The sequence below is a fragment of the Streptomyces solicavernae genome, from assembly GCF_029968095.1.
Taxonomy (GTDB): Bacteria; Actinomycetota; Actinomycetes; order Streptomycetales; family Streptomycetaceae; genus Streptomyces; species Streptomyces solicavernae.
Map to the genome: position 1 here is coordinate 1 of NZ_JASCIR010000048.1, position 21,361 is coordinate 21,361.

Sequence of the window (21,361 nt, forward strand, 5' to 3'; positions counted from 1 at the left end):
TCGACCTGAACCTCCGCCATCAGGTCGAGACGCGCCATCACGTGCTCGGGGTCGTGGACCCGCGCCTTCAGCTCGGCCTCAATCAACTCGCGATCCTCCGCTCAGACGGTACGGCGCCCGGTGTCGACCACCGATGCGAACATGCGCTGAAACCCTCGGTAGAGGGGATCACTTGGCGTCTCCATGACCTTGTGGGCGGGCGATTCGTGCCCTTCCCAACCGGTGTAGGCGACCTGCTTCTCGTCAACCAGCATCTCTGCTGTCACGGATACGCCTCGGCGGGGGAGCGTCAACTGGTGCTGAAGAGCTTCCTGCGACGCCAGAGTGGCCAATCCCTCAGGGCCGGGGTGAGTGGCTGAGCCCTCAGTGAGCGGACGTTGTCCTGGTGCGCGGGGGCGGGTCACGCCGCTTGCGGCGTTTCCCGCCCCGTGACTCCGTGCTCCGGCGGGCCAGGCTCAGCGGGCCTGCTCGATGAGGGACGCGTTCTTGCGGTCCGTGCCGGCGTAGCTGTCCTTGCCCATTTCGATGAGGCGGGCGACCTCTTCAAGGGTCTGGTGCATGTGGTCGGCGCGTGCCTTGTACGCGCGCTGAACGTCGAGGTACACGCCGTGTGCCTCGCCGTCCCAGGTGTCCGCGACGACCTTGACCGCGTCGTCCATGCGGTCGATGTCCAGCCTGATCTGCCTGGAGATCTTCCTGACGGTGTCGGCGATCGTCTGGACGTTGTCGTACCGGACCCTGAGACCTGCGGCGTCGCTCATGATGGATTCTCCCTTGACCTATGTGGGATTGGGGCGCGAAGTAGGTTCGTGGCCCTTCGTGGCCCTTCGTGGCGGCTTGCGGGCAATCACATGTTGTCGATGCCCGAGACGCCTCGGAACACGGCCTGGACTTCGAGGTCATTGGCCTCGCTGAGATTCTTCGTCTCGCCCACGGCCTCGTGGAGAATCCGCAGCCTGCGCAGGATTTCCTGGTGGTCGTTCTTCAGGTCGTCCTGGGCCTTCTTGAACTGTGCGGCGCCCTGGCCGCTCCAGGACGCGCTGACCGTGCCGATGATGTCGACGAGTGTCTTGATCTGGGCGTCCATCGAGCCGACGGTCTCATCGATCGCGGTCTTGGCCTTGGCTACCTCGGTGTAGCCAAGACTCGTACCCCCGGTGGAAGTGCTCACGCTTTCTCCCTCTCTCATACATGTGACGAGTTCACGTACCGATCCGAATTCGGTTACGCTGCCCGCCTTTTACGTGCGCGGACTGCGAGCGCGGCACCTACGACTGCAACGGCCGCGGCGACCCCGCCTGCGACGATCCAGAGGGTTCCGCCCCCGTCGGACTCGGCCGCGGCGTTCTGCTGCCGCGGCTGACTCTGGTCGTCGTCCTTGTTCTTCTTGCTGTCCCCCTTGTTCGCGGGAGAGGGGGAGGTCGATGGCGCCGGCGACTCCTTCTGCCGCGCGGCGAGCAACGGATTGACGTCCGGATCGCCGGGGTCACCCTTGCCTTCGAGCAGCACCTTGGCGGGACGGACGATGCCGTATCCGATGTAGTCGCTGGGAACCGGGCCGTTGTGGCCGGCGGTCTGCATCATGACGCGGAGGACCTGGTTGTTGGTCCAGTCGGGGTGCTTGGACCAGATCAGGGCTGCTGAGGCGGAGGCCAGGGCGGTGGAAGCACTCGTGCCGTCTCCCCTGCAGTATCCCTCGGTCTGTGTGCAGTGGACTGGGATGTCTTCGCCCGGGGCGGCCAGTGCAACTTGTTCGCCGTAGTCGGAGAACTTGGAGATCTTCCCTGTCGATCCAACGGATCCCACCGCGATGACACCTGGCGCAGCAGCCGGGTACTCGACGCCTGCCTGGCCATCGTTTCCGGTAGCAGCGAAGACCAACTTGCCTTTCTTCAAAGCGTACTTGACTGCGCTGTCCACTGCTTTTTGGGCCTTGGCAGAAGGCGCGCTCCCCAACGACGCATTGATGATCTGGGCATCAGTGTCCGCCGCGTATCGGATCCCTTTGGCTGCAGCCTCCAGAGCACCGAATGACGCCTCCTCCTTCAGAGCCTTGACTGGGAGGATCTTCACGTCAGGCGCAAGCCCTTTGAGGCCCCCCTGAGAGCTCCGGCCTGCGATGGTGATGGCCATGTTGGTCCCGTGGCCGTCTGTGTCATTCCATGGATCTGGATTCGGGCTGTAGAAGTCCTTCCCCTTCAAGACGCGCCCGCGGATCTCCGCGGCATCAGGGTTCACGCCCGTATCGACGACGGCCACCGTCACGCCCTTGCCGGTGCTGACCTCCCACAAGTCGTCGGCACGCATGGCGTCGAGGTACCACTGCCTGGAGCGGATGTCGTCTGCATCCGCCGTGGGAGCCAAGCCTCCGACGAGCGTGAGGGCCAGCGCACCCGCGCGAGGCATGACGCGGCGCCATGCCCTGCGGTGTACGGATTGGAACATGGGTTGCGGCGCTCCTACTCGATGACAGGTGGGACAGCCCTGTGCCGTCCAGTCGACCAGGTCTCTTCGTCTTCGACCAGGTAGTCAGGGCGAGAATCGGTAGAAGGGCGCCGATCTTGCGTGGAAGCGGTGTTGGCCGAACCCACGGGGCTCGTGCCAGCCGGATCGAACTGCCCGTGTGAACGTGCTGACGTCCGAGTTGTTCCCACAACACCGCCTGGTTCGGATGCGAGCCGCCTGCTGGTGGATGGAGATCTCGTTCCCGGAGCGTCAGATCCGACAGGACCGGCACCAGCACCGGTGACGGGTCGGCCGACACCGGCCGAAGAACCGATGACACCGTTTCTGGGGGCCTGCGCCCCCACAGGGCCACCAGGTTCTGTGGCCATGCGCCCGCCGCCCGGCGCGCTGCGGGAGGGTGGCGGAGTCCCCGGAACTGGGCCCGGTCCGGCTGTCACAGCACGACCAGGTGTAGGCCCCTCACCGATGACAGTGCCGGGCAGGCGGGGTCCCACCGGGCCCCCAGGTTGCGTAGCGAGCCCTCGCCCGACGCCGCGCCCGGTCTGGGCGGGGGGCGGTGGCACAGCACTGGGAGCGCCTACCGGCCCACGCGCAAGCGGTGTTCCTTCCCCAATGACAGTGCCCAGTGGGGCTCGCGGCACTCCGACTCTGCCGGTGCCCGCTGTCGGTCGCCCTGTGGCATTCCCGCCGTGCGGGCTGGTGGTCGGTGCGCTCGCCGACGGAATCCCCGGGCGAACTGGTGCGGTTGTGCCCCGAGGCGCCTGAGGCGTAGCGCTCGACCTTCCAGCCGACGGGCCGGGTGATGGGATGAGAGCCGGCCCACCGGGTCCTGTGGGCTGCTGGGCGGGACTGCCGGTGCTCGGGGTGTTGGGCTGAGTCGGTGCGGCCGGTGGAGGTGGTGCTGTCGTCACGGAGTCGAGCCCTGTGCTGACTGGATCGTCGGTAGGAGCAGGCTTTGGTGAGCTTGAACTGGGTGTGCCACTCGCCTGTACTGAACCCGAAGATTCGGAGCTGCCAACCGCTCTGCCAGGTCCGGTGCTTGTGACACCAAGGTTCTTGCTCTCGGAACCGTACGGCTGCTCATCCAGTCGAGGACTACCCGGCAGCGGCTCGAAGTTCGGCTCAGTCTGCGCCTGCATCCGTTCGTTCGAGGAGTTGTAGTACGAAGAGAGCCGGTGCAGTTGGTTGATGGCCTCCTGCCGCTTCGGCTCCTCCTCGGCCTTCCGCTTCTTCTCCTTCTCCGGATCCGCGTACGTCGTGGTGTCCGGTTTCGGAACCGCGGCCTTTGCCGTACTCAGCGCCTGGCCGGCGTTCTGCATCTCGCTGCTGACGGTCGCCGCGTAGTCGGAGAGCTTGAGGGTTTCGGAGGACATGCCCCGCCCCCACTCTCGGAAGGTCTCGCCGGCCTGACCTTCCCACTCGACCCGGCCGACGTAGGCGCGCAGGTCCCGAGCGATCGCCTCGATCTCCGGAGCAGCCGCTCCCAGCGCCTCGGCCGCGCTGCTCAAGTGTCCGGGACTGGCGGACGCCACCATGGCGTGCAGCTCGTCCAGCGAGCGCCCTTCGAAGTTGTCCCCTGCCATCTGGTCCCCCGTTAGCTGAACGTGCCGGAAGTGGCGCCGTCAGCACCGCTGCTGGTGTCCTGCGCCGGTGCATCAGTACCGTGATCCGTGGCCGTCGCGGGCTCCTGGTAGTACTTCTCGGCGCGTTGACGGATCGCCTGGTACCGCTCCGCTTGTTCGGCGTCGACGGAGTCGTAGCCCTTGCCTGAGATCTGCACCACGATCCCCATGCCCTCGATCTGCTCCCCGAAGATCCGACTCAGCCGCTCAAGTCGGGAACGAACCTTTTCGTACCCCTTGGCCAAGTCGTCCGCAGCCGCGAACCCCGTTCCGAACGAGGCGTTGGTGATGGTCTGTTCGCCGATCTTGTTGTGCTGCGCCGGCGATCCGTTCAGGCGCTCCAGGAGCAGATCGATCCGCTTCTTGAAGGTCTCCAGGTCAACGCTGTCGACGGCAAGATCCTTGCCGTTCCCCCGCCCAGTCACAACAGCCCCCGTTACCACGCTAGTTAAGTCTCGGCAACGCTATCGACGCAGCCCGGCCGTCACAACAGTGATTTTACGCAAAGACCCAAGCCGCGGAGGGTGAGGCTCGCTTCGATCGCCCCACGTCCCACATGCCGTGGAACAGCAGCGTAGCGATCAGCCGGGCTCCGATCCTGAGTACCCGTACTCAGATGATTCTCGGCCACCCTTCACTGCCGTGCGGAAGCGGCCACCTCGCCTCCGGATCGCTCGTACGTGGAGCGGCATTCGGGTCGGCCGTTCAGGTGCAGCGCTTCGCGAAAAATGGGATGAAATCGCCGACCGCGATGAGCCACGCGCCCTCGCCGCAGCCCGGGCGCGCGAGATCACTTCTCTTGGAAGCATTTCGAATACAAGGTAACTGCAATCAGTGGCTCGTGGCCGTCAGCGCCTTTCATCCAGGTGGCTTCAAGCTGGGTGCGAGTCTTCACATGGACTGCATGGATCTCGCGATTGCGATTCTTGCTTTTGTCTGGCCCATCCTTCTCGATATTCCATCCGCGGCCTGGGAGTTTCTCAGCCAGATTGCGCATGCCTTTCTCAAGCTGTTCATTGCTTACTCCGTAAAGAGACCAGGGGTGTGTCACCCTGGAGCGCTCGCCCTCGCCGGAGTCAGAGGCCCTGCATGGTGCAGACATGGGTCCTGGCTCAGTTGTTCGACCTTTCACGGAAAGTAGGTCGAAAACCTCCCTGGACAAAGATTCGATCTCCTTCGTGACACTTGAAGTGGTGCGAATCTCCGCCGTGTGGCCCAGGGCATTTGTGTTGCTCGCTGCAGAGCACCCCAAGGTGGTGATGAGGCAAGCTGCTGCGGCTGTCAAAGCTCCCGTTCTCTTAGTCGTACAATTCGACATCTCCGTACCTCCCCGTGATGCCCGGCAGGCTGCTTGCGGGCGTGCCGACTCTGTCGAAAAATGCGGTGCGGCGGGCAGGGCCGGCTCGCAGCTCGTCCTATCCCTTGTCGGACGACCAGTAGTCCGAGTGCCGGTTCGGGGCTGGCCGTTCCTTGCCGTGGTAGTCGAGGCTGTCGTACCTGCTGGTCGGATGTGTTACGGGTGTCTTCTTGACACATGGGGTGACCACTTCGAAGTGTGCCTGATTCTTCCAGCCAAACTTGAGGCGCACCTGGAACTTGTCCGGCGTCCAGTAGTAGACAGCTTCCCCGTCTCTGCTTGAGGCCCTGTACTTGAACCCTTGGGCCTTCCAGTGTTTTTCAACGGTCGTCATGAATTCTCGTTGTTTGTCGCGGGAGATGACGGTCATGACGGAGCGGCTTCGCTCCGTAGAGCATTCGCCCGCCATTGTCTCATTGTGTGTCCATTCGACGGGTGGATCGATGGCTGCAAACGTGTCGTCGAGAATGGCGTCTGCAGTGTCTGCCGCCTCCTGCAAGTTCATCTCTGATGTGCTTCCCTCGTCGGTGTCTGATCTATTGGTGATGCTGCACGCAGTTGTAGTCGTGATCAGCAGAGCCACCATAAATCCGAGGCGCATCTTCACCTTCTAGCCTCCGGAATTACCTTCCCAGGTTCACCGGCCACAATGGCCGCGATATTTTCGGCCGACAGTTGATCTTTGTCGGGATCGAAGTAATTCGAATGCGCCTCAGGGTCAATGAGTTTCCCATCGAGCCACGCGTCAACGAACAGGCTGGGCCCATCATCGGTGCGGAATCGATTTGCGCCGAATTCCTCGCTGGCGGGGTCTCTGCCGAACCACAGGTCGTCGCCAAGTCCGTTGTAGGCCGCGAGCACTCCCGGGAGTCCGAAGGCCAGCTCATCTGGTGCAGGAAGCTTGGTCACGACGTCGTTCTTGGCTGCGCCGACCCATACGTGCTCCTTGCCCACGCCAAGCTCCTCTGCGTGGTCCGCGCCGGTGGCTGGGCTGCCGACCAGAATGATGTCATCGGCGCCGGGAATCCCTCCGGGTTGCTGGGTGGCAGCGCCCAGTGTGCGTGATCCGTAGGAGTGCCCGATGGCGGTGACGTGGGGGTCGGAGTTCTCGTTGGTGGCCGAGAGACCGGCCATGAAGCTGTTGTACGCCGGGGCGCCACGTTCAGCGTCACCCGCAGACATGACGTCTGCACTCTGTGGTGCGTCGTAGCCGAGCCACACGATGGATGCGCTCGACGGATTGACCTCCTGAGCCAGAGCCGCAGTATCGCGTGCCCGCTTCAAATCATTGTTGGCGAAATCCTCGTCAAGATTGGTCCCCAAACCAGGAATGTAAGCAGACACGTTCTTCGACGTGTCCGGATTCCCGTAAGCCACGATCGCGCGCCCGTTGCCCTCGTCGCCGATGCCCAGCAGGAACATCGGAGGCTGGGAGGTCGAGTTGAGCTTGTCCTGGATGACGCGCAGGCCGTCGAGTTTGGTTCTGGAGTCCTCGTCGCCCTGCAGTTCCAACTTGCCCATGAGCTGCGGGAGGTAGGTCCTGTTGGCCTCGTCCCGGGCTGTGGCGGGGATGCCGTCGAGGTTTCCGATGGTCTCGGGGTAGAGGGCCATGTACGTGGCGCGGTCCGCGCTGCTGAGTCCTTCCCACCACTGCCGTCGCTCGGTCGGCGATTCGCCCGTGGGGATGGCGGACTTCAGCGCATCGTCGGCCGCCCGGTGCACGGCCGCGGAGTCCCCGCTCACGTCGCCCCACGTAGCGCTGGTGACGTCCAGGCCCGGTTCCGCCTTGAGGCGGCGCAGCGCCGTGGAGTACTGGGTGTCGACCTCAGCGGCGTGGCTCAGCGCCGTGGCGATCTCGTTCGCGATGTTCTGTGCGGGTGCCGCGTTGGGGTTGGGGTTGAGCCCGCTGACCGCGCTGCTGAGGCCCCGGCCGAGGAGGCCGCTGGACCCGGTGGCTGTGTCGCCCACCGGCTGACGGCCGTTGGTTGCCTCTCCTGCTGCGGGATAGCTCACCGAGCCGTCGTCGTGGACCTTGAAGCCTCGGGATGCCGCGTCGGCCAGAGCCTGTACGAGCCTCTTCTGCGGGGCGGCCAGCTCCTGTGCAAGGCCGTTCAAGGAAGCCTGGATCAGGCCGCATTCGACGTGGATGTACTGGTAGTTCCGGATGAGGCGCCCGAGCCGGGCGATCGCGGCCATGGAGGCCAGCCCTTCCTGGGTGGCGTCCAGGTTCTTGGCGATGTCGTCCTTGACCTTGTCGCGGGCCGCGTAGGCGCGATTGCTGATGTCGCCCCAGCCGCGCGCGGCTTCTGCGAGCTCGCGGATCTCAAGGTCCCGGAGTTCCGACAGGGAGACCACAGCCCGTCACCTCCCGCCCGTCTCGTCGCCCGAGCCAGGCAGCACCCGGGAGAACGCGGACTTCACCTTCAGGTCGTTGCTGGTCTGCGCCCGCGCGACCTCGCGCAGCGCCTCCTGCAGGTGGCCGCACTCATCGCGTACGCCTTTCAGCCGCTGCTGCCAGGAGTGGAGCACCGCGTCCACAGCCGCCGTTGACGCGAGTCCTTCCGCGCCCGTGGACAGTCCGGCGTGCGCCTCCTCCAGGCGGGGCATCGACGTGCTGAGGTCGATCCGCAGCGCCTCCAGGACGGCCGCGCCGGAGGTCCAGGGGGCGTTGCTGTGCTTGAGCTCCCCGGACGCCGACCCGCCACCGGTGCCGGCGAGCTGCATGTGGCTGTCCTGATCGGACCGTACTTCGGACTTGATCTGCTCCCACTCGTCCCAGCCCACGCAATCCCCCGTCTCGACTCGCTCTTCAACTGGCCCTGTGCGTCCCGGCGCGAGCGTACTGAAGGCGCCGGGCACGTACGTGAGTACGGGTACTCAGATTCCGGTCGCGCGCCGCGCGGCGGCGTCCCCGGACCCCGGTCCTGATTGACGACCTCACATCAACGGCAGGCATAGTAGGGCGGGGCGAATGCCCAGTAGCGGGGCCCGTGTGACCGATGAGGGCGGGCCCTCGGGGGAGGAGCAAGGGACTCATGGCGTCGCGGCGGGACGAGCTCAACGCGTACACCTTCGCGAAGAAGGTGGTGGTGTCCTCGCTGCTGGAACCCACGGGGACCGGCACCGAGGAGAACGCCCCGCGGCCCCTTCGCGCCGTGGTCCCGGGGCTCGTCATCGGGGCGCTGATCCTGGCCGGCTTCGGGGCCTGGGGCATGTTCAAGCCGAAGGCCCCCAAGGGGTGGGACACCCCGGGCGCCAAGGTCATCGTCGCCAAGGAGTCGACCACCCGGTACGTCGTCCTGGACACCGGGAAGGGCAAGGACAAGAAGACCCTCCTGCACCCGGTGATGAACCTGGCGTCCGCGCGTCTGCTGCTCACCCCGAAGCAGTACGACGTGATCCAGGTCAGCGACGAGATCCTGGACGCGGGCAAGCCGCCCCTCGGCCCGATCCTCGGCATCCCGTACGCGCCCGACCGTCTGCCCAAGCCCGAAGAGGCCGGCAAGGCCAAACGGTGGGCGGTGTGCCAGCAGCCCGGCGGGGGCAAGGGCGACGCCGTGCAGCAGGCGACCTTCGTGTTCGCCCAACGGGATCTGCGCCGGACCGAGGGCAAGAAGCGCCTCAGCGGCGGCCAGGTCCTCTACGTGAACGACAAGCACGGCAAGCGCTACCTGGTCGACGCAGAGGGGAAGAAGTACCCCGTTGCCGGCCGGGCCAAAGACCTGCTGGCGACCACGCTGGTCGGCCTGAACAAGGAGCCGCAGCAGGTGTCCGACGAGTGGCTGGCCACCCTGCACGAGGGCAGCCCCATCGACTTCCCGCGGATTCCCGGCGACATAGGTGCTCGGGCGAACGCCGACGGCGGCCTGTCCGAGGACGAGAACCGTGTCGGCATGGTCCTCAAGGCGCAGACCGGCGACGGCCCGCAGCACTACGTCGTCCTCGACGGCGGCAAGGTCCAGCCGGTCTCCGACTTCACCGCCTGGCTGCTGATCAACTCGCCGCAGACCGACGACCTCGACATGGGAGGCCGGGCGAGCCGGGTCGACGCCCAGTCGTTCACGCCCGCGTCCGGAGTCTTCGGGGCGCGGTACGACTGGCCCGAGGACAGGACCGCCCAGGTCAACTCGGCCGCGGGGGCGGGCAGTGACCGGGACACGGTGTGCAGCGTGCTCCGCAAGGCCGGCGACGAGGGCGCGACGACGCTGTCCACTTGGGCGGGCGAGGACTACCCCGCCGAACTCACCGCGGGCGGCACGAGTTCGTACGTGACGCCCGGCTCCGGTCTCCTCTACACCCAGGTCAGGGGCAAGCAGACGCGTCCCGACGGTTCGCTGTTCCTGGTGACGGACACCGGCCTGCGGTACGCGGTGCAGACCAACGGCGACAGTGACGCCGACCGTTCGGACATCGGCTCCGGGGGGCAGGGCAAGACGGACGACGGGCGCCCCGAACCGAGCCAGGCCCAGATCCGGCTCGGCTACGGAGACGTCACGCCGGCTGTGGTTCCGTACGCCTGGTCGGAGTTCCTCGCCAAGGGGCCACGCCTCGACACCAACAGCGCCCGCCAGCCGCAGGGTTCGTGAGGGACCGTGGGACGACGCACCGCACGACGACGGCCCGTACGTGTCCGGCGTACGACGGCGATCGGTGTGCTCCTCGGGGCCATCGCCGTGACAGGCACGGCACCGACCGCGTACGCCACCGAACCCGGAAGCCACAGTGGCGGAACCGGAACCGGAACCGGAACCGGAACCGGAACCGGAACCGGAACCGGAACCGCCACCGGCACCGGAACCGCCACCGGCACCGGAACCGCCACCGGCACCGGCACCGGAACCGGCACCGGCACCGGAACCGCCACCGGCACCGGAACCGCCACCGGCACCGGCACCGGAACCGCCACCGGCACCGGCACGACCACGGCCATCGCCGGAACGGGCCAGTGCACCTTCCCGATGGAGAAGCAGTACGAGGGCATCCCGTGGTCCCTGCAGCGCGTACTGCTGGACGAGTTGTGGCGTGAGACGAAGGGCAAGGGCGTCCGGGTCGCGGTCATCGACACCGGCGTGGACAACACCAACCCGCAGCTCAAGCCGGCCGTCGACGCCTCGGCGGGCGAGGACTTCCTCAAGGGCGGGAAGACGGACGGAACGGTCGACGAGGTCGGTCACGGCACCAAGGTCGCCGGCATCATCGCCGCGCGCCCGCGCGAGGGCACCGGGTTCGTCGGGCTCGCCCCCGAGGCCACGATCATTCCGATCCGGCAGAACGACGAGAAGAACAGCGGCAAAGACACCACCATGGCCCAGGCGATCGACCACGCGATCGCCGAAGACGCCGACGTCATCAACATCTCCCAGGACACGGAGAAGCCCCTCGGCCCGGACTCGGCGCTGGCACGGGCGGTACGCAGGGCACTCGACCGCGAGATCGTCGTGGTGGCCTCCGCGGGCAACGACGGCCTCGACGGCAAGGCGAAGAAGACCTACCCCGCCGCCTTCGACGGCGTCCTGGCCGTCGCCGCGTCCGACCGCAACAACGAGCGGGCGGCCTTCTCCCAGCCCGGCGGCTTCGTCGGTGTCGCGGCGCCCGGCGTCGACATCGTCTCCACGGTGCCCGGCGGCGGCCAGTGCTCCGACAACGGCACCAGCTTCTCCGCCCCGTACGTCGCCGCGGTGGCCGCGCTCCTGCGTGCCGAGCACCCGAGGTGGACCGCCGCGCAGATCACCACCCGGATCAAGCAGACCGCCGAGCGCAGCGTCAACGGCCGTGACGACTTCGTGGGCTGGGGCGTGGTGGACCCCGTCCGCGCCCTGACCGAGGACGAGACGCCCCGCAGCACCCCGCACCCGGACCCCGGCCCCTCGGCGGCCGAGGCCCCCGAGCCCGCCCGGCTGGCCTTGGGCGAGACACCCCAGGAGCGCGACGAGCGGTACGCGACGTACGGGGTCGGCGCCGCGGTGGTGCTCATCGTGCTGGTCGCGGGGGCGGCCGTGGTGGCGCGGGACGTACGACGCCGACGACCGGGGCGATGACCCGGGATCGGCGCAGGTCGAGCCGACCGGTTCCGGTGGCGCGCAAGGCGTGCGCGGGCGGGGCGCTGCCGCCCCCGCTGCGCGCCGCTCAGCTGGTGACCGACCGAGCCGCCTCGAACAGCTCCAGCGTCGCCAGGCAGAGCGGAACCAGCGACAGCAGCACCGCGGTCTCCGCCAGGTCGAGGAAGCGTCCCCAGAACGGCGTCAGCCCCCTCTTCGGGACGACGAGACCGATCGCCGTGAACAGGGCAACTCCGGCCGCGGCCAGGGAGAACAACCACAGGGCCCGGACATCGAGGCCGGTCCGGTCGCCGTAGCGCAGCAGCTCGTTCAGCAGGTCCGCCGGAGGGTTGTGCGCCAGCCCCGCCAGCAGCAGGCCGATCGACGCCAGCCCGGCCAGGAGCGCCGAGGCCACCTGTGCCGTGTACCGGAACAGCCGGGCCCGCAGCAGCATGGAGAGTCCCGCGGCGAGGGCCAGGAACTGCGCCCACACGCTGTCGGAGAACCCGAGCACACCGGCCGCCACCGCGACCACGACCGCGCAGCCGCCGACCAGGCCGAGCAGCAACTCATGGCTGCGGCGGGCCCGCAGGGCGATCCGGTCGGCGTCCACCGGAGTCCCGACCGGGTGGACCTCGCCCGTCACCTGGGCCTGCCGCGCATCCGCCGGGTCGGGATCGGCCCCGAACAGGTCGACGGCGCTGCGCGGCGCGACGTATCCGATCGGGAGCCGCGCGAAGCGGGAGGAGAGGCCGGGCAGGAAGGCGATCAGGCCGACTGCGACCGGTACGCAGACCGCTGCCGTGGACGTCGCCGAAGCCTCGGTGAGGATCGCGACGAACGACGCGAGCGTGCCCGCCGCCGTCACGAACACCGCGCCGACGAAGGGCGCCGAACCGCCGGGGCTCAGCGCGAGCAGCACGGCGGAAGCCACCAGCGCACACACGCACCCGAGCAGGAACTGCAACCGCCCGGGCCCGTCCCCCGCGTCCGGCCCCACGATCCCGGAGCCGGCAAGAAGCAGCAGCGGCAGGGCGGCCAGGCCGAAGGCGACCGCCCCCGCCCGGTCCTCGTACGCGCGAGCCCGTGCCCCCGCGAACGCGGTGAGCAGGACACCCGCCGCACCCGCCACCACACCCGGCAGGCCGTTCATGTCGTGCCGGACCGGGTCGGCCGACCACAGCAGGAAGCCCATCAGGGCCAGCAGCAGCACGGACCCGATCAGCGAGGCCCCGCGCAGCAGGTCCTCGCTCCACAGCCGTCGTTCCCGCCGGACCGCGGACGCCACCGCATCGGAGACGGAGTCGAAGACGGCCGGAGGCAGCGAGCGGCTCATCGGACGCAGCGTGAGCAGTTCGCCGTCGACCACGCGGTGAGCCGACAGGGACAGAGTGGGGTCGAGCAGACTGCCGTCCCCACGCACCAAGTGATAGCCCGTCGGCGTTCCCGCCGCCTGGGTCTGGCCGGTCAGCCGCAGCAGCTCCGGATAGATCTCGGCTACGGGCAGATCCTCGGCGAGAGCGATGTCGACCCGTCCGTCCGGGGCGGCGACCCGGACCCTTCGAAACCCCGTCCCCGTGGTCGTGCTCAATGCTCCCCAACCCCCTTGAACAACCGTGGCGCGTGTGGTGCCTGGTGACGCGCGGTGCGCGCAACCCTACCGGGGACGGCGTGGCGCTCTACCCGTACGATCGCTCCCGTGCGGAGGGGGCTGTCGTCACGGGGGCGCCGGCCCATGAGGTGGCCTTCCGTACGGACCATCCGCATGGGGGGACTGAACTTCCGGTGAGCCAGATCGTCGTCAAGCGGCCGCCGCGCGCGGCACTGCCGGAGGTGCCCGCGCACGAACTCGTCCTGCAGAGTCCGCCCGAACTCCCGCGCGGGCAGCAGGAAGGCGTGCTGATGCAGCTCCTTCCGATGCTCGGCATGGGCTCGTCCGTGGTGTTCTTCTTCATGCCGGGCGCGCATCCGTTCATGCGCATCATGGGTGTGCTGATGCTGATCTCGACCCTCGCGATGGTGATCGCGCAGTTCGTCCGCTACCGCCGCGGCAACCAGGGCGAGATGGCCGACGCCCGCCGCGACTACCTCAAGTACCTGGCCCAGCTGCGCCGCGCGGTACGCAAGACGGAGCGGGCGCAGCGCAACGTCCAGCTCTACGTCCACCCCGACCCCGACCAGCTCTGGTCCGTCGTCGCCGAGGGGACCCGGACCTGGGAACGCCGGGTCGGGGACAAGGACTTCGCGCAGGCCCGCATCGGAGTCGGCCCGCAGCAGCTCGCGACCCCGCTGATCGCCCCGGAGACCGCACCGGTGGACGAGCTGGAGCCCCTCAGCGCCGGCGCCATGCAACAGTTCCTCGCCGTGCACGGCACAGTGGAGCGCCTGCCGGTGGCCCTGTCGATGCGCGCCTTTTACCACCTGACCCTCTCCGGTGACGGCGCGAGCGCACAGTCGGCGGCCAGGGCCCTCGTCGCCCAACTGGCCACGCTGCACTCGCCGGAGGACCTGCTGATCGCGGTGGTGAGCGAGCCGGGCGCCGTACAGGACTGGGAATGGGTGAAGTGGCTGCCCCACACCCAGGTTCCCGGACAGCTCGACGGAGCCGGTACGAAACGGCTCTTCGGCGACGACCTCGAAGAAGTCGAACAGCTCCTCTACGAACGGCTCGAAGGCCGCCCCCGTTTCAGCCGGGAGGCCCCGCCCGTACTCGACCGGCCGCATATCGTGATCGTCCTCGACGGGGCGATGATGCCCGCCACGTCGCTGCTCGCGGCCCCCGAGGGCCTGCAGGGCGTCACCGTCGTCGACGTGGTCGACGGCAACCTGGAAGAGCCGCCCGGCGGCCTGAATGCCGTAGTCCACCCCGGAAGGCTGCGTCTGGAGGCCCAGGGCGACACCGTCTACGAGGGAGCCCCCGACGCCCTGTCCCTCATCGAGGCGGACGTCCTCGCCCGCCGGCTCGCGCCCCTCCGGATCGGTGGGGACGACGACGAACCCCTGCTCGCCAACCTCGACTTCACCGACATGCTCGACCTCGGCGACGCGGCCACCGTCGAAGTCACCCGCACCTGGCGCCCCCGGTCGACGGCCGAACGCCTCCGCGTGCCCATCGGTGTCGGCGAGGACGGCGAGCCCGTCATGCTGGACCTCAAGGAGGCCGCCCAGGACGGCATGGGCCCGCACGGCCTGTGCGTCGGCGCCACCGGATCCGGCAAGTCCGAGCTGCTGCGCACCCTGGTCCTGGGCCTGGCGGTCACCCACACCTCCGAGACGCTGAACTTCGTCCTGGCGGACTTCAAGGGCGGCGCGACCTTCGCGGGTATGACGGATCTCCCGCACGTCTCGGCGGTGATCACCAACCTGGCCGACGACCTCACTCTGGTCGACCGCATGGGCGACGCCATCCGCGGTGAACTCCAGCGCCGACAGGAACTCCTGCGCTCCGCGGGCAACTTCGCCAGCCTCCACGACTACGAGAAGGCCCGCGCCGCAGGCCAGGCCCTCGAACCCCTCGCCTCCCTCGTCCTGGTCATCGACGAGTTCTCCGAACTCCTCACCGCCAAGCCCGACTTCATCGAGATGTTCATCCAGATCGGCCGCATCGGCCGGTCCCTCGGCGTGCATCTGCTGCTCGCCTCGCAGCGCCTGGAGGAGGGCAAGCTCCGCGGCCTGGACACGTATCTCTCGTACCGCATCGGCCTGCGCACCTTCTCCGCCGCCGAGTCCCGCGCGGCGCTCGGCGTCCCCGACGCGTACCACCTGCCGTCCGTCCCCGGCTCCGGCTACCTCAAGTTCGGCACCGACGAGATGGTGCGTTTCAAGGCGGCGTACGTCTCCGGCTCCTACCGCAGCGGCGGTCCGGCCGTCGCCGACGGGCACGCGCCCATCGAACGCCGCTCCGCCGTCTTCACCGCCGAGCCGGTCCCCGCGACATACGCCCCGCACGACCCCCGGACCGTCCGCCCGGACACCACGGAGAGCGATGCCCTGACCGACACGGTCCTCGACGTGATCGTGCGCCGCCTCGAAGGCCAGGGACCGCCCGCCCACCAGGTCTGGCTGCCGCCCCTGGACCGCTCGGCAACCCTCGCCCAACTCCTGCCGCCGCTCACCACGAACCCGGCGCGCGGCCACACCACCACCGACCCCTTGGTGACCGGACAGCTCACCGCCCCGCTCGGCCTGATCGACAAGCCCTTCGAGCAGCGACGCGAAGTCCTCCGGCAGAACTTCTCCGGCGCGGCCGGCCACATGCTGATCGTCGGCGGCCCGCAGTCCGGCAAGTCCACGCTTCTGCGCACCCTCATCTCGTCCTTCGCGCTCACCCACAGCCCGCACGAAGTCCAGTTCTACGGGCTCGACTTCGGCGGCGGAGGCATGGCGGCCCTCGCGGACCTCCCGCACGTCGGCGGGATCGCCTCACGCCTCGACCCCGAACGCGTACGCCGTACGGTCGCGGAGGTCGCCGGAATCCTCAACCGCCGCGAGGAGTTCTTCCGCGCCCACGCCATCGACTCCATCGCCGCGTACCGCCGCAAGCGCGCGGCAGGCGAACTCCCCGGCGAGGCCTGGGGCGACGTCTTCCTCCTCATCGACGGCTGGGGCGCCTTCAAGAACGACTACGAGGCCCTCGAAGGCGTCGTCGCGGACCTCGCAGGCCGCGGTCTCGGATACGGCATCCACATCGTCGTCACCACCTCCCGCCACATGGAGATCCGCGCCGCCATCAAGGACCAGCTCCTGGCCCGCCTCGAACTGCGCCTCGGCGACACCATGGACTCCGAGTTCGACCGCAAGGTCGCCGCCAACGTCCCCGTCGGCATGCCCGGCCGCGGCCAGACGCCGGACCACCTCCACTTCATGGCGGCCCTGCCCTGCATCGACGAGGTGCAGGCGGGCGAGGACCTGTCCGAGGTCACGTCCCGCTTCGTGCAGACCGTCCGCGAAGCCTGGAACGGGCCGGCGGCGCCCACGGTCCGCCTCCTGCCCCGCAGGGTCCCCGCGGACCAGTTGCCCAAGGGCTCCGAGTCGACGGACCTCGGCCTGGCGATCGGCCTGGACGAGACGAACCTCGCCCCGGTCCACGTCAACTTCGACACCGACCCGTTCTTCCTTGTCTTCGGCGAGAGCGAATCAGGCAAGACCGCCCTGCTGCGCCACCTCACCCAGAAGATCTGCGAGCGCTACACCCCGGACCAGGCGAAGATCGTGGTCGGCGACTACCGCCGCTCACTCCTGGAAGTGGTCCCGTCCACCCACCTCCTTGAGTACGCGCCTACGGCGAGCGCCCTCGGCACGCACATGGATGCCATCGCCCGGCTCATGGAGCGCCGCCAGCCCCCGGACGACGTCACCCCTCAGCAGCTCCGCGACCGCAGCTGGTGGACCGGCGCCCAGCTCTTCGTCGTCATCGACGACTACGAACTCGTCTCCACCCAGGCCGACAACCCGCTCGCCGTCATGGTCGACCACCTTCCCTTCGCCCGCGACGTCGGCGTCCGCTTCATCATCGCCCGCAGCACCGCCGGTGCCTCCCGCTCGATGTACGAGTCCTTCATGCAGCGCATCAAGGAACTCGGAGCCCAGGGCGTGGTGCTGTCCGGCGACCCGAACGAAGGCGACATCCTCGGCAGCGTCAGGGCGACGCCGATGCCGCAGGGGCGCGGGCACTTCGTGTCCCGGAAGCGGGGGACACCGCTGGTTCAGCTGGCCTGGACGCCGGATCTGCGGTGACCCTGGCAGGGAGGACGCGCCGCACCAAGAATCCGCACTCCGCAGCGGACCCAGTGTTGAAGGTGGGCTCCGCTGGATATGGTGCACACGCGGGCGATGGCCGCATCTGCCGAGAAGAACGGGGTGTGGGGGTGTGGGGAAGTGCCGACCGCGATAGCCGTCACCAGTGCGGATCTCGTGCTGCCGCCGCCCGACCTGCAGACGCCGCCCGCCGCCGTGCTTGGGCCGGGCGGCAAGGACCATCCGCTTGAGCGGACGCTCGCCGAGCTGCAGGCCCTGCTCGACCAGCACGGGTACGTCGTCGTCCTGTACCCCGCCTCGCTGGCCGACCGGACCGTGCACCGGCTGCACACCGCGCGGGCCCTCCTGGAGTCCGACCGGATCGCGCTGCTCCGGCTCGACCTGCCGCCGCTCGGGCTCGCCATGCTCGCCCTGCAGCTTCGGCAGCTCGCGCTCTGCGACTTCAGCCCCGGCGTGCTCGCCTCCGCCGCCCGGCTCCTGTCGCACTACATCTACGCGGGCGCCCTCCTCGGCTCCGTCGCCAAGCTCGACCGGGTGCCCGTCAGCCTCACCTCGCACGCCAAGTCCTGGGTTCCCGGCTCCCAGTTCGCCGTACTCGCCACGCCCGAGCCGCAGCTGGTCAAGGTCAGCTCAGGCGCCGGCGGCCACGCTCCCGACCTGTTCCAAGGTCCCGGATTCGGTACGCAACTCCTCATCGCCCGCGGCCAGCTGAACTCCGACTGGGTCACGGCCCACCTCGCGCCCGCCTGGAAGGTGCAGGGCGTGGCCGAGGCGCCGCTGCCCGCCGAGTCGGGGCGCTGGTGGGCCACCGGCAGGCTCGTGGAGTTCGCCGCGGCCATCCCCGACATCACGATGCTCTACCAACTGGTGTCGTCCGTCCGGCGCGAGGACTGCCACTGGTGCGGGCTCGACCTCATCGGGGACCGCTGCGGATTCTGCGCCGCACCGCTGCTGCCGCGCGAGCAGCGGACCCGTACGCACAAGGAAGCCGGGCGGGAACTCGCGGCCGCGGCCGAGGCCGGGGCCGGTGCCGGGGCTTGGGCCGCCGGGGCCGCCAGGGTGCTGGCTCCCGGGCCCGACCGGTCGAGGAGGGCCATAGGCCCCTGACCGAACCCTCCGCCCCGCCCCCGCCCCCGCCTCCCGTGCCCGTGCCCGTTATCCGTTCCCGTACCCGTTCCCGTATCCGTTCCCGTACCCGTTCTCGATCGAGGTAGTTCGCCCCCATGAACTCTCGCCAGCGCCGCGGCGTCATACTCCTGCTCCTGTCGGTCCTGTGCGCCCTCGGCGCCTTCGCCGGGGTGTTCACGGTGATCCGCGACGTCAACTCCAAGGTGGGACCCGAGGTCACCGCGTACCGCCTCAAGACCGACATAGCGCCCTACAAGACGCTCAGCGCGGGGCAGTTCGAGAAGATCGAGATGCCCGAGCGGTGGCTGTCCGAGAACGCGGTCACCGACCTCGACGACATCCGCGGGAAGATCGCCGTCACCCAGCTCAAGGCCAGGTCCCTGCTGCAGAGCGACATGATCGTGGACCGGCCCGCCGTCGGCGAGGGCGAGCAGGAGATCGCCATCATGATCGACGCGGCGACCGGTGTGGCCGGGAAGATCACCCCGGGCGCGACCGTCAACATCTTCGCCACCTTCGACGGCGAACAGCAGGGCGGCCGGGACCAGAAGGACCAGTCGAAGCTCATCGTCGAGAACGCCAAGGTCGTCGACGTCGGCAAGCTCACCGCCCTGGAGCCCCGCGACGACGACCGCACGCGCCGCGACGAGACCGAGGCCGTGCCGATCACCTTCGCCCTGAACACCGCCGACGCCCAACGCGTCGCCTACGCCGAGTCGTTCGCCACCCACGTACGCCTCGCCCTCCTCGGCGGCGGCGCCGGAGCCCCCGCGTCGGCCGACGACCGGAGCTACACCCTCGACGAGGACAAGTGAGGGCACCCGTGACCACCAGAATCCTCCCGGCCATCGGCGACGCGGACGCCGTGCGCTCCCTGACGTCCCTGATCGGCCAGCTCCCCGACGCGGAGCCCGCGCTGCCCGTCACCGACTCGACCGCCCTGCTCGACACCCTCGCGCAGCTCGCCGCCGAGTCGATCGACGAGCTGCCGGAGGTCGTCCTGGTCCACGAGCGCATCGGGCCCGTGCCCGCCCTCGACCTGATCCGGGAGGTCGCCCTCCGCTTCCCGGCGGTCGGGGTCGTCCTCATCACGTCCGACGCCAGCGCCGGGCTGTTCTCCGCCGCCATGGACGCGGGCGCCCGCGGCCTCGTCGGACTCCCGCTCGGGTACGAGGAGTTGGCGGCCCGCGTGCAGTCCGCCGCCTCCTGGTCGCACGGCGTACGCCGCCACCTCGCCGGAGGGCAGGAGGCGTCCGGCGGCCCCGGCGGCACCGTCGTCACGGTGACCGGCGCCAAGGGCGGCGTCGGCGCCACCCTCACCGCCGTCCAGCTCGCCCTCGCCGCCCGCGCGTCCGGCCGCAGCGTCGCGCTGCTCGACCTGGACCTGCAGTCGGGGGACGTCGCCTCCTATCTCGACGTGCAGTTCCGGCGCTCGGTCGTCGACCTCGCGGGGATCGGGGACATCGGCACGCGCGTGCTGCAGGACGCCGTGTTCAGCCACCCCACCGGCGTCGGCCTGCTGCTCGCCCCGGCCGAGGGCGAACGCGGCGAGGAGGTCACCGACCGGGTCGCCCGGCAGGTGATCGGCGCCCTGCGGGGCAGGTACGAGGTCGTGATCGTCGACTGCGGCACCCAGATGAACGGCGCCAACGCCGCCGCCGTAGAACTGGCCGACCGGGCCCTGCTCGTCGTCACCCCCGACGTCGTCGCCGTACGGGCCGCGAAGCGGATGGTGCGGATGTGGGACCGGCTGCAGATCCGCAAGGCCGAGGAGACCCTCACCGTCGTCAACCGGAACTCCCGGCTCACCGAGATCCAGCCGCCCCTGGTCGAGCGCATCACCGGCACCCGCGTCGCGAAGACGGTGATCCCCTCCCAGTACAAGGAGCTCCAGGCCGCCGTCGACGCGGGCCGCATGCAGGACCTGGACAGCCGCTCCACCGTCAAGCAGGCCCTGTGGGGCCTCGCCGCCGAACTCGGCCTGCTCGCGGGCCCCGCCGAGACCCCGCCCACGCCCGCCCGCAAGGCCCTCACCCGCTTCCAGGGCGACCGCGGCGCGCTCGGCCCGTTCGGCTCCTTCCGCCGTCGTATGTCCGACGACACCGGCGCCGCGTCGCTGGAGTTCGCCGGTCTTGCCCCGCTGATCCTCGCCGTCGTCGCGATCCTCTGGCAGTGCGTCCTCTTCGGCTACACCTGGTCCCTCGCCGGGAACGCCGCGGACGAGGGCGCCCGCGCCGGAGCGGTCGCGGCCGTACGCGGGGACGACCCGGCGAGTGCGTGTGCCGAGGCCGCCCGCGCCCACCTGCCGAGCGCCTGGGAGGGGAGCTTCGCCCCGTCCTGCGGCACTTCGGGCGGCGTGTACCAGGCGCATGTGGAGGTCGACGTGCCGCTGTTCTTCCCCGGCTTCGACGCGGGGTGGCACGTGAGCGGGGTCGCGGGGGCGGTTCAGGAGGGCGGGGAGGCGGGGGCGGAATGAGGGCGTCCACATTCCGTGCGCGTGACTGTGAGCGTGAGCGGTACGACGGCCGTGGCCGTGCCCGGTACGACGACGGCCGTTGCCGTGCGCGGTACGACGACGGCCGTTGCCGTGCGCGGTACGACGACGGCCGTTGCCGTGCGCGGTACGACGACGGCCGTGGCCGTGCCCGGTACGACGACCGCGGTTCCGTCCTCCTGGAGTTCACCGGGTTCCTGCCGACCCTGCTGCTCGTGGGGCTCGCCGTGGTCCAGCTCGGCCTGGTCGGCTACTCGTTCCAGCAGGCCGGGTCCGGGGCGCGGGCCGCCGCGCGCGCCGAGTCCCTGGAGCCGGGCGCCGGTCAGGGTGCCGCGGACGCCGCGATGAGCGCCTGGTACGAGCCGCAGGTCGCCGTCGGCGGGACCGCGCTCGTCCGCGCCGAGGTCACCGTCGACATCCCGACCCTGGTCCCGTTCGTCGACCTGGGCTGGACGGCGACGCGCACGGTCACCATGCCCGCCGACGAGGACTGAGAGGG

The 21,361-nt window shown here is 69.2% G+C and carries 17 protein-coding genes; 9 read left to right on the forward strand and 8 right to left on the reverse strand.

The genetic code is table 11. From position 1 onward, the window contains the following. On the forward strand, window positions 1-359 hold a 359-nt coding region (locus QIS99_RS30060; RefSeq protein ID WP_282516890.1), incomplete at its 5' end, for a hypothetical protein. A gap of 96 nt (window positions 360-455) precedes the next feature. Here the strand turns inward: QIS99_RS30060 and QIS99_RS30065 are convergent. The 3 genes from QIS99_RS30065 to mycP (QIS99_RS30075) form a co-directional block, all read right to left on the reverse strand. Continuing rightward, on the reverse strand, window positions 456-761 hold the full coding sequence (locus QIS99_RS30065; protein WP_282516891.1) for a WXG100 family type VII secretion target: 306 nt from the start codon (window positions 759-761) through the stop codon (window positions 456-458). 86 nt (window positions 762-847) lie between these two features. After that, window positions 848-1,171 (reverse strand): WXG100 family type VII secretion target, encoded by a 324-nt coding sequence (locus QIS99_RS30070; RefSeq protein ID WP_282516892.1) that lies wholly within the window; start codon window positions 1,169-1,171, stop codon window positions 848-850. Window positions 1,172-1,224: 53 nt separating this feature from the next. Then, window positions 1,225-2,445 carry a type VII secretion-associated serine protease mycosin gene (mycP, locus tag QIS99_RS30075; RefSeq protein ID WP_282516893.1) on the reverse strand — a complete coding sequence of 407 codons (1,221 nt, stop codon included), beginning with the start codon at window positions 2,443-2,445 and terminating at the stop codon, window positions 1,225-1,227. Window positions 2,446-3,654: 1,209 nt separating this feature from the next. On the opposite strand from mycP (QIS99_RS30075), the gene QIS99_RS30080 reads away from it, so the two are divergent. Further along, complete coding sequence (locus QIS99_RS30080) at window positions 3,655-3,810, forward strand: hypothetical protein (protein WP_282516894.1); 156 nt, start codon at window positions 3,655-3,657, stop codon at window positions 3,808-3,810. Between the two features lie 250 nt (window positions 3,811-4,060). On the opposite strand, the gene QIS99_RS30085 is transcribed toward QIS99_RS30080, so the two are convergent. The 4 genes from QIS99_RS30085 to QIS99_RS30100 form a co-directional block, all read right to left on the reverse strand. Next, the gene (locus tag QIS99_RS30085) at window positions 4,061-4,531 is read right to left on the reverse strand and encodes a hypothetical protein (protein WP_282516895.1); all 471 of its coding nucleotides are present in this window, start codon (window positions 4,529-4,531) and stop codon (window positions 4,061-4,063) included. A gap of 972 nt (window positions 4,532-5,503) precedes the next feature. Continuing rightward, window positions 5,504-6,052, reverse strand: coding sequence for a hypothetical protein (locus QIS99_RS30090; RefSeq protein WP_282516896.1), 549 nt, complete (start codon window positions 6,050-6,052; stop codon window positions 5,504-5,506). After that, window positions 6,049-7,800, reverse strand: coding sequence for an alpha/beta hydrolase (locus tag QIS99_RS30095; protein WP_282516897.1), 1,752 nt, complete (start codon window positions 7,798-7,800; stop codon window positions 6,049-6,051). Before QIS99_RS30095 ends, QIS99_RS30090 begins: the two co-directional genes overlap by 4 nt. A 6-nt stretch (window positions 7,801-7,806) precedes the next feature. Beyond that, window positions 7,807-8,229 (reverse strand): hypothetical protein, encoded by a 423-nt coding sequence (locus tag QIS99_RS30100; protein WP_282516898.1) that lies wholly within the window; start codon window positions 8,227-8,229, stop codon window positions 7,807-7,809. Window positions 8,230-8,480: 251 nt separating this feature from the next. Here QIS99_RS30100 and eccB point away from each other — a divergent pair, with 251 nt between their 5' ends. Further along, the gene (gene eccB, locus QIS99_RS30105) at window positions 8,481-10,031 is read left to right on the forward strand and encodes a type VII secretion protein EccB (protein WP_282516899.1); all 1,551 of its coding nucleotides are present in this window, start codon (window positions 8,481-8,483) and stop codon (window positions 10,029-10,031) included. Window positions 10,032-10,037: 6 nt separating this feature from the next. Beyond that, window positions 10,038-11,483 carry a type VII secretion-associated serine protease mycosin gene (mycP, locus tag QIS99_RS30110; RefSeq protein WP_282516900.1) on the forward strand — a complete coding sequence of 482 codons (1,446 nt, stop codon included), beginning with the start codon at window positions 10,038-10,040 and terminating at the stop codon, window positions 11,481-11,483. A gap of 88 nt (window positions 11,484-11,571) precedes the next feature. Here the strand turns inward: mycP (QIS99_RS30110) and eccD are convergent, their stop codons facing one another. Continuing rightward, window positions 11,572-13,074, reverse strand: coding sequence for a type VII secretion integral membrane protein EccD (gene eccD / locus QIS99_RS30115; RefSeq protein ID WP_282516901.1), 1,503 nt, complete (start codon window positions 13,072-13,074; stop codon window positions 11,572-11,574). A 194-nt stretch (window positions 13,075-13,268) separates the two neighbouring features. Between eccD and eccCa the strand changes: the two genes are divergently transcribed. The 5 genes from eccCa to QIS99_RS30140 all read left to right on the forward strand — a co-directional run bounded on the left by eccCa (window position 13,269) and on the right by QIS99_RS30140 (window position 21,356). Then, on the forward strand, window positions 13,269-17,219 hold the full coding sequence (gene eccCa / locus QIS99_RS30120) for a type VII secretion protein EccCa (protein WP_282516902.1): 3,951 nt from the start codon (window positions 13,269-13,271) through the stop codon (window positions 17,217-17,219). Window positions 17,220-17,315: 96 nt separating this feature from the next. Then, window positions 17,316-18,347, forward strand: a complete 1,032-nt coding sequence (locus QIS99_RS30125) for a hypothetical protein (RefSeq protein ID WP_282516904.1) — start codon at window positions 17,316-17,318, stop codon at window positions 18,345-18,347. A 116-nt stretch (window positions 18,348-18,463) separates the two neighbouring features. Next, window positions 18,464-19,183 (forward strand): Flp pilus assembly protein CpaB, encoded by a 720-nt coding sequence (gene cpaB, locus QIS99_RS30130; protein ID WP_282516905.1) that lies wholly within the window; start codon window positions 18,464-18,466, stop codon window positions 19,181-19,183. 8 nt (window positions 19,184-19,191) lie between these two features. Then, window positions 19,192-20,844 carry an AAA family ATPase gene (locus QIS99_RS30135; protein ID WP_282516906.1) on the forward strand — a complete coding sequence of 551 codons (1,653 nt, stop codon included), beginning with the start codon at window positions 19,192-19,194 and terminating at the stop codon, window positions 20,842-20,844. Then, entirely contained in the window at window positions 20,841-21,356 is a 516-nt protein-coding gene (locus QIS99_RS30140) for a TadE/TadG family type IV pilus assembly protein (protein ID WP_282516907.1), read from the forward strand. Before QIS99_RS30135 ends, QIS99_RS30140 begins: the two co-directional genes overlap by 4 nt. Window positions 21,357-21,361 lie beyond the last annotated feature (5 nt).

What these genes read in the sequence shown, in the direction of transcription:
- QIS99_RS30140 (WP_282516907.1), top strand. Translation starts at nt 20,841, where the DNA reads ATGAGGGCGTCCACATTCCGTGCGCGTGACTGTGAGCGTGAGCGGTAC.
- QIS99_RS30125 (WP_282516904.1), top strand. Translation starts at nt 17,316, where the DNA reads ATGGCCGCATCTGCCGAGAAGAACGGGGTGTGGGGGTGTGGGGAAGTG.
- eccB (WP_282516899.1), top strand. Translation starts at nt 8,481, where the DNA reads ATGGCGTCGCGGCGGGACGAGCTCAACGCGTACACCTTCGCGAAGAAG.
- cpaB (WP_282516905.1), top strand. Translation starts at nt 18,464, where the DNA reads ATGAACTCTCGCCAGCGCCGCGGCGTCATACTCCTGCTCCTGTCGGTC.
- QIS99_RS30065 (WP_282516891.1), bottom strand. Translation starts at nt 761, where the DNA reads ATGAGCGACGCCGCAGGTCTCAGGGTCCGGTACGACAACGTCCAGACG.
- QIS99_RS30080 (WP_282516894.1), top strand. Translation starts at nt 3,655, where the DNA reads ATGGCCTCCTGCCGCTTCGGCTCCTCCTCGGCCTTCCGCTTCTTCTCC.
- mycP (WP_282516893.1), bottom strand. Translation starts at nt 2,445, where the DNA reads ATGTTCCAATCCGTACACCGCAGGGCATGGCGCCGCGTCATGCCTCGC.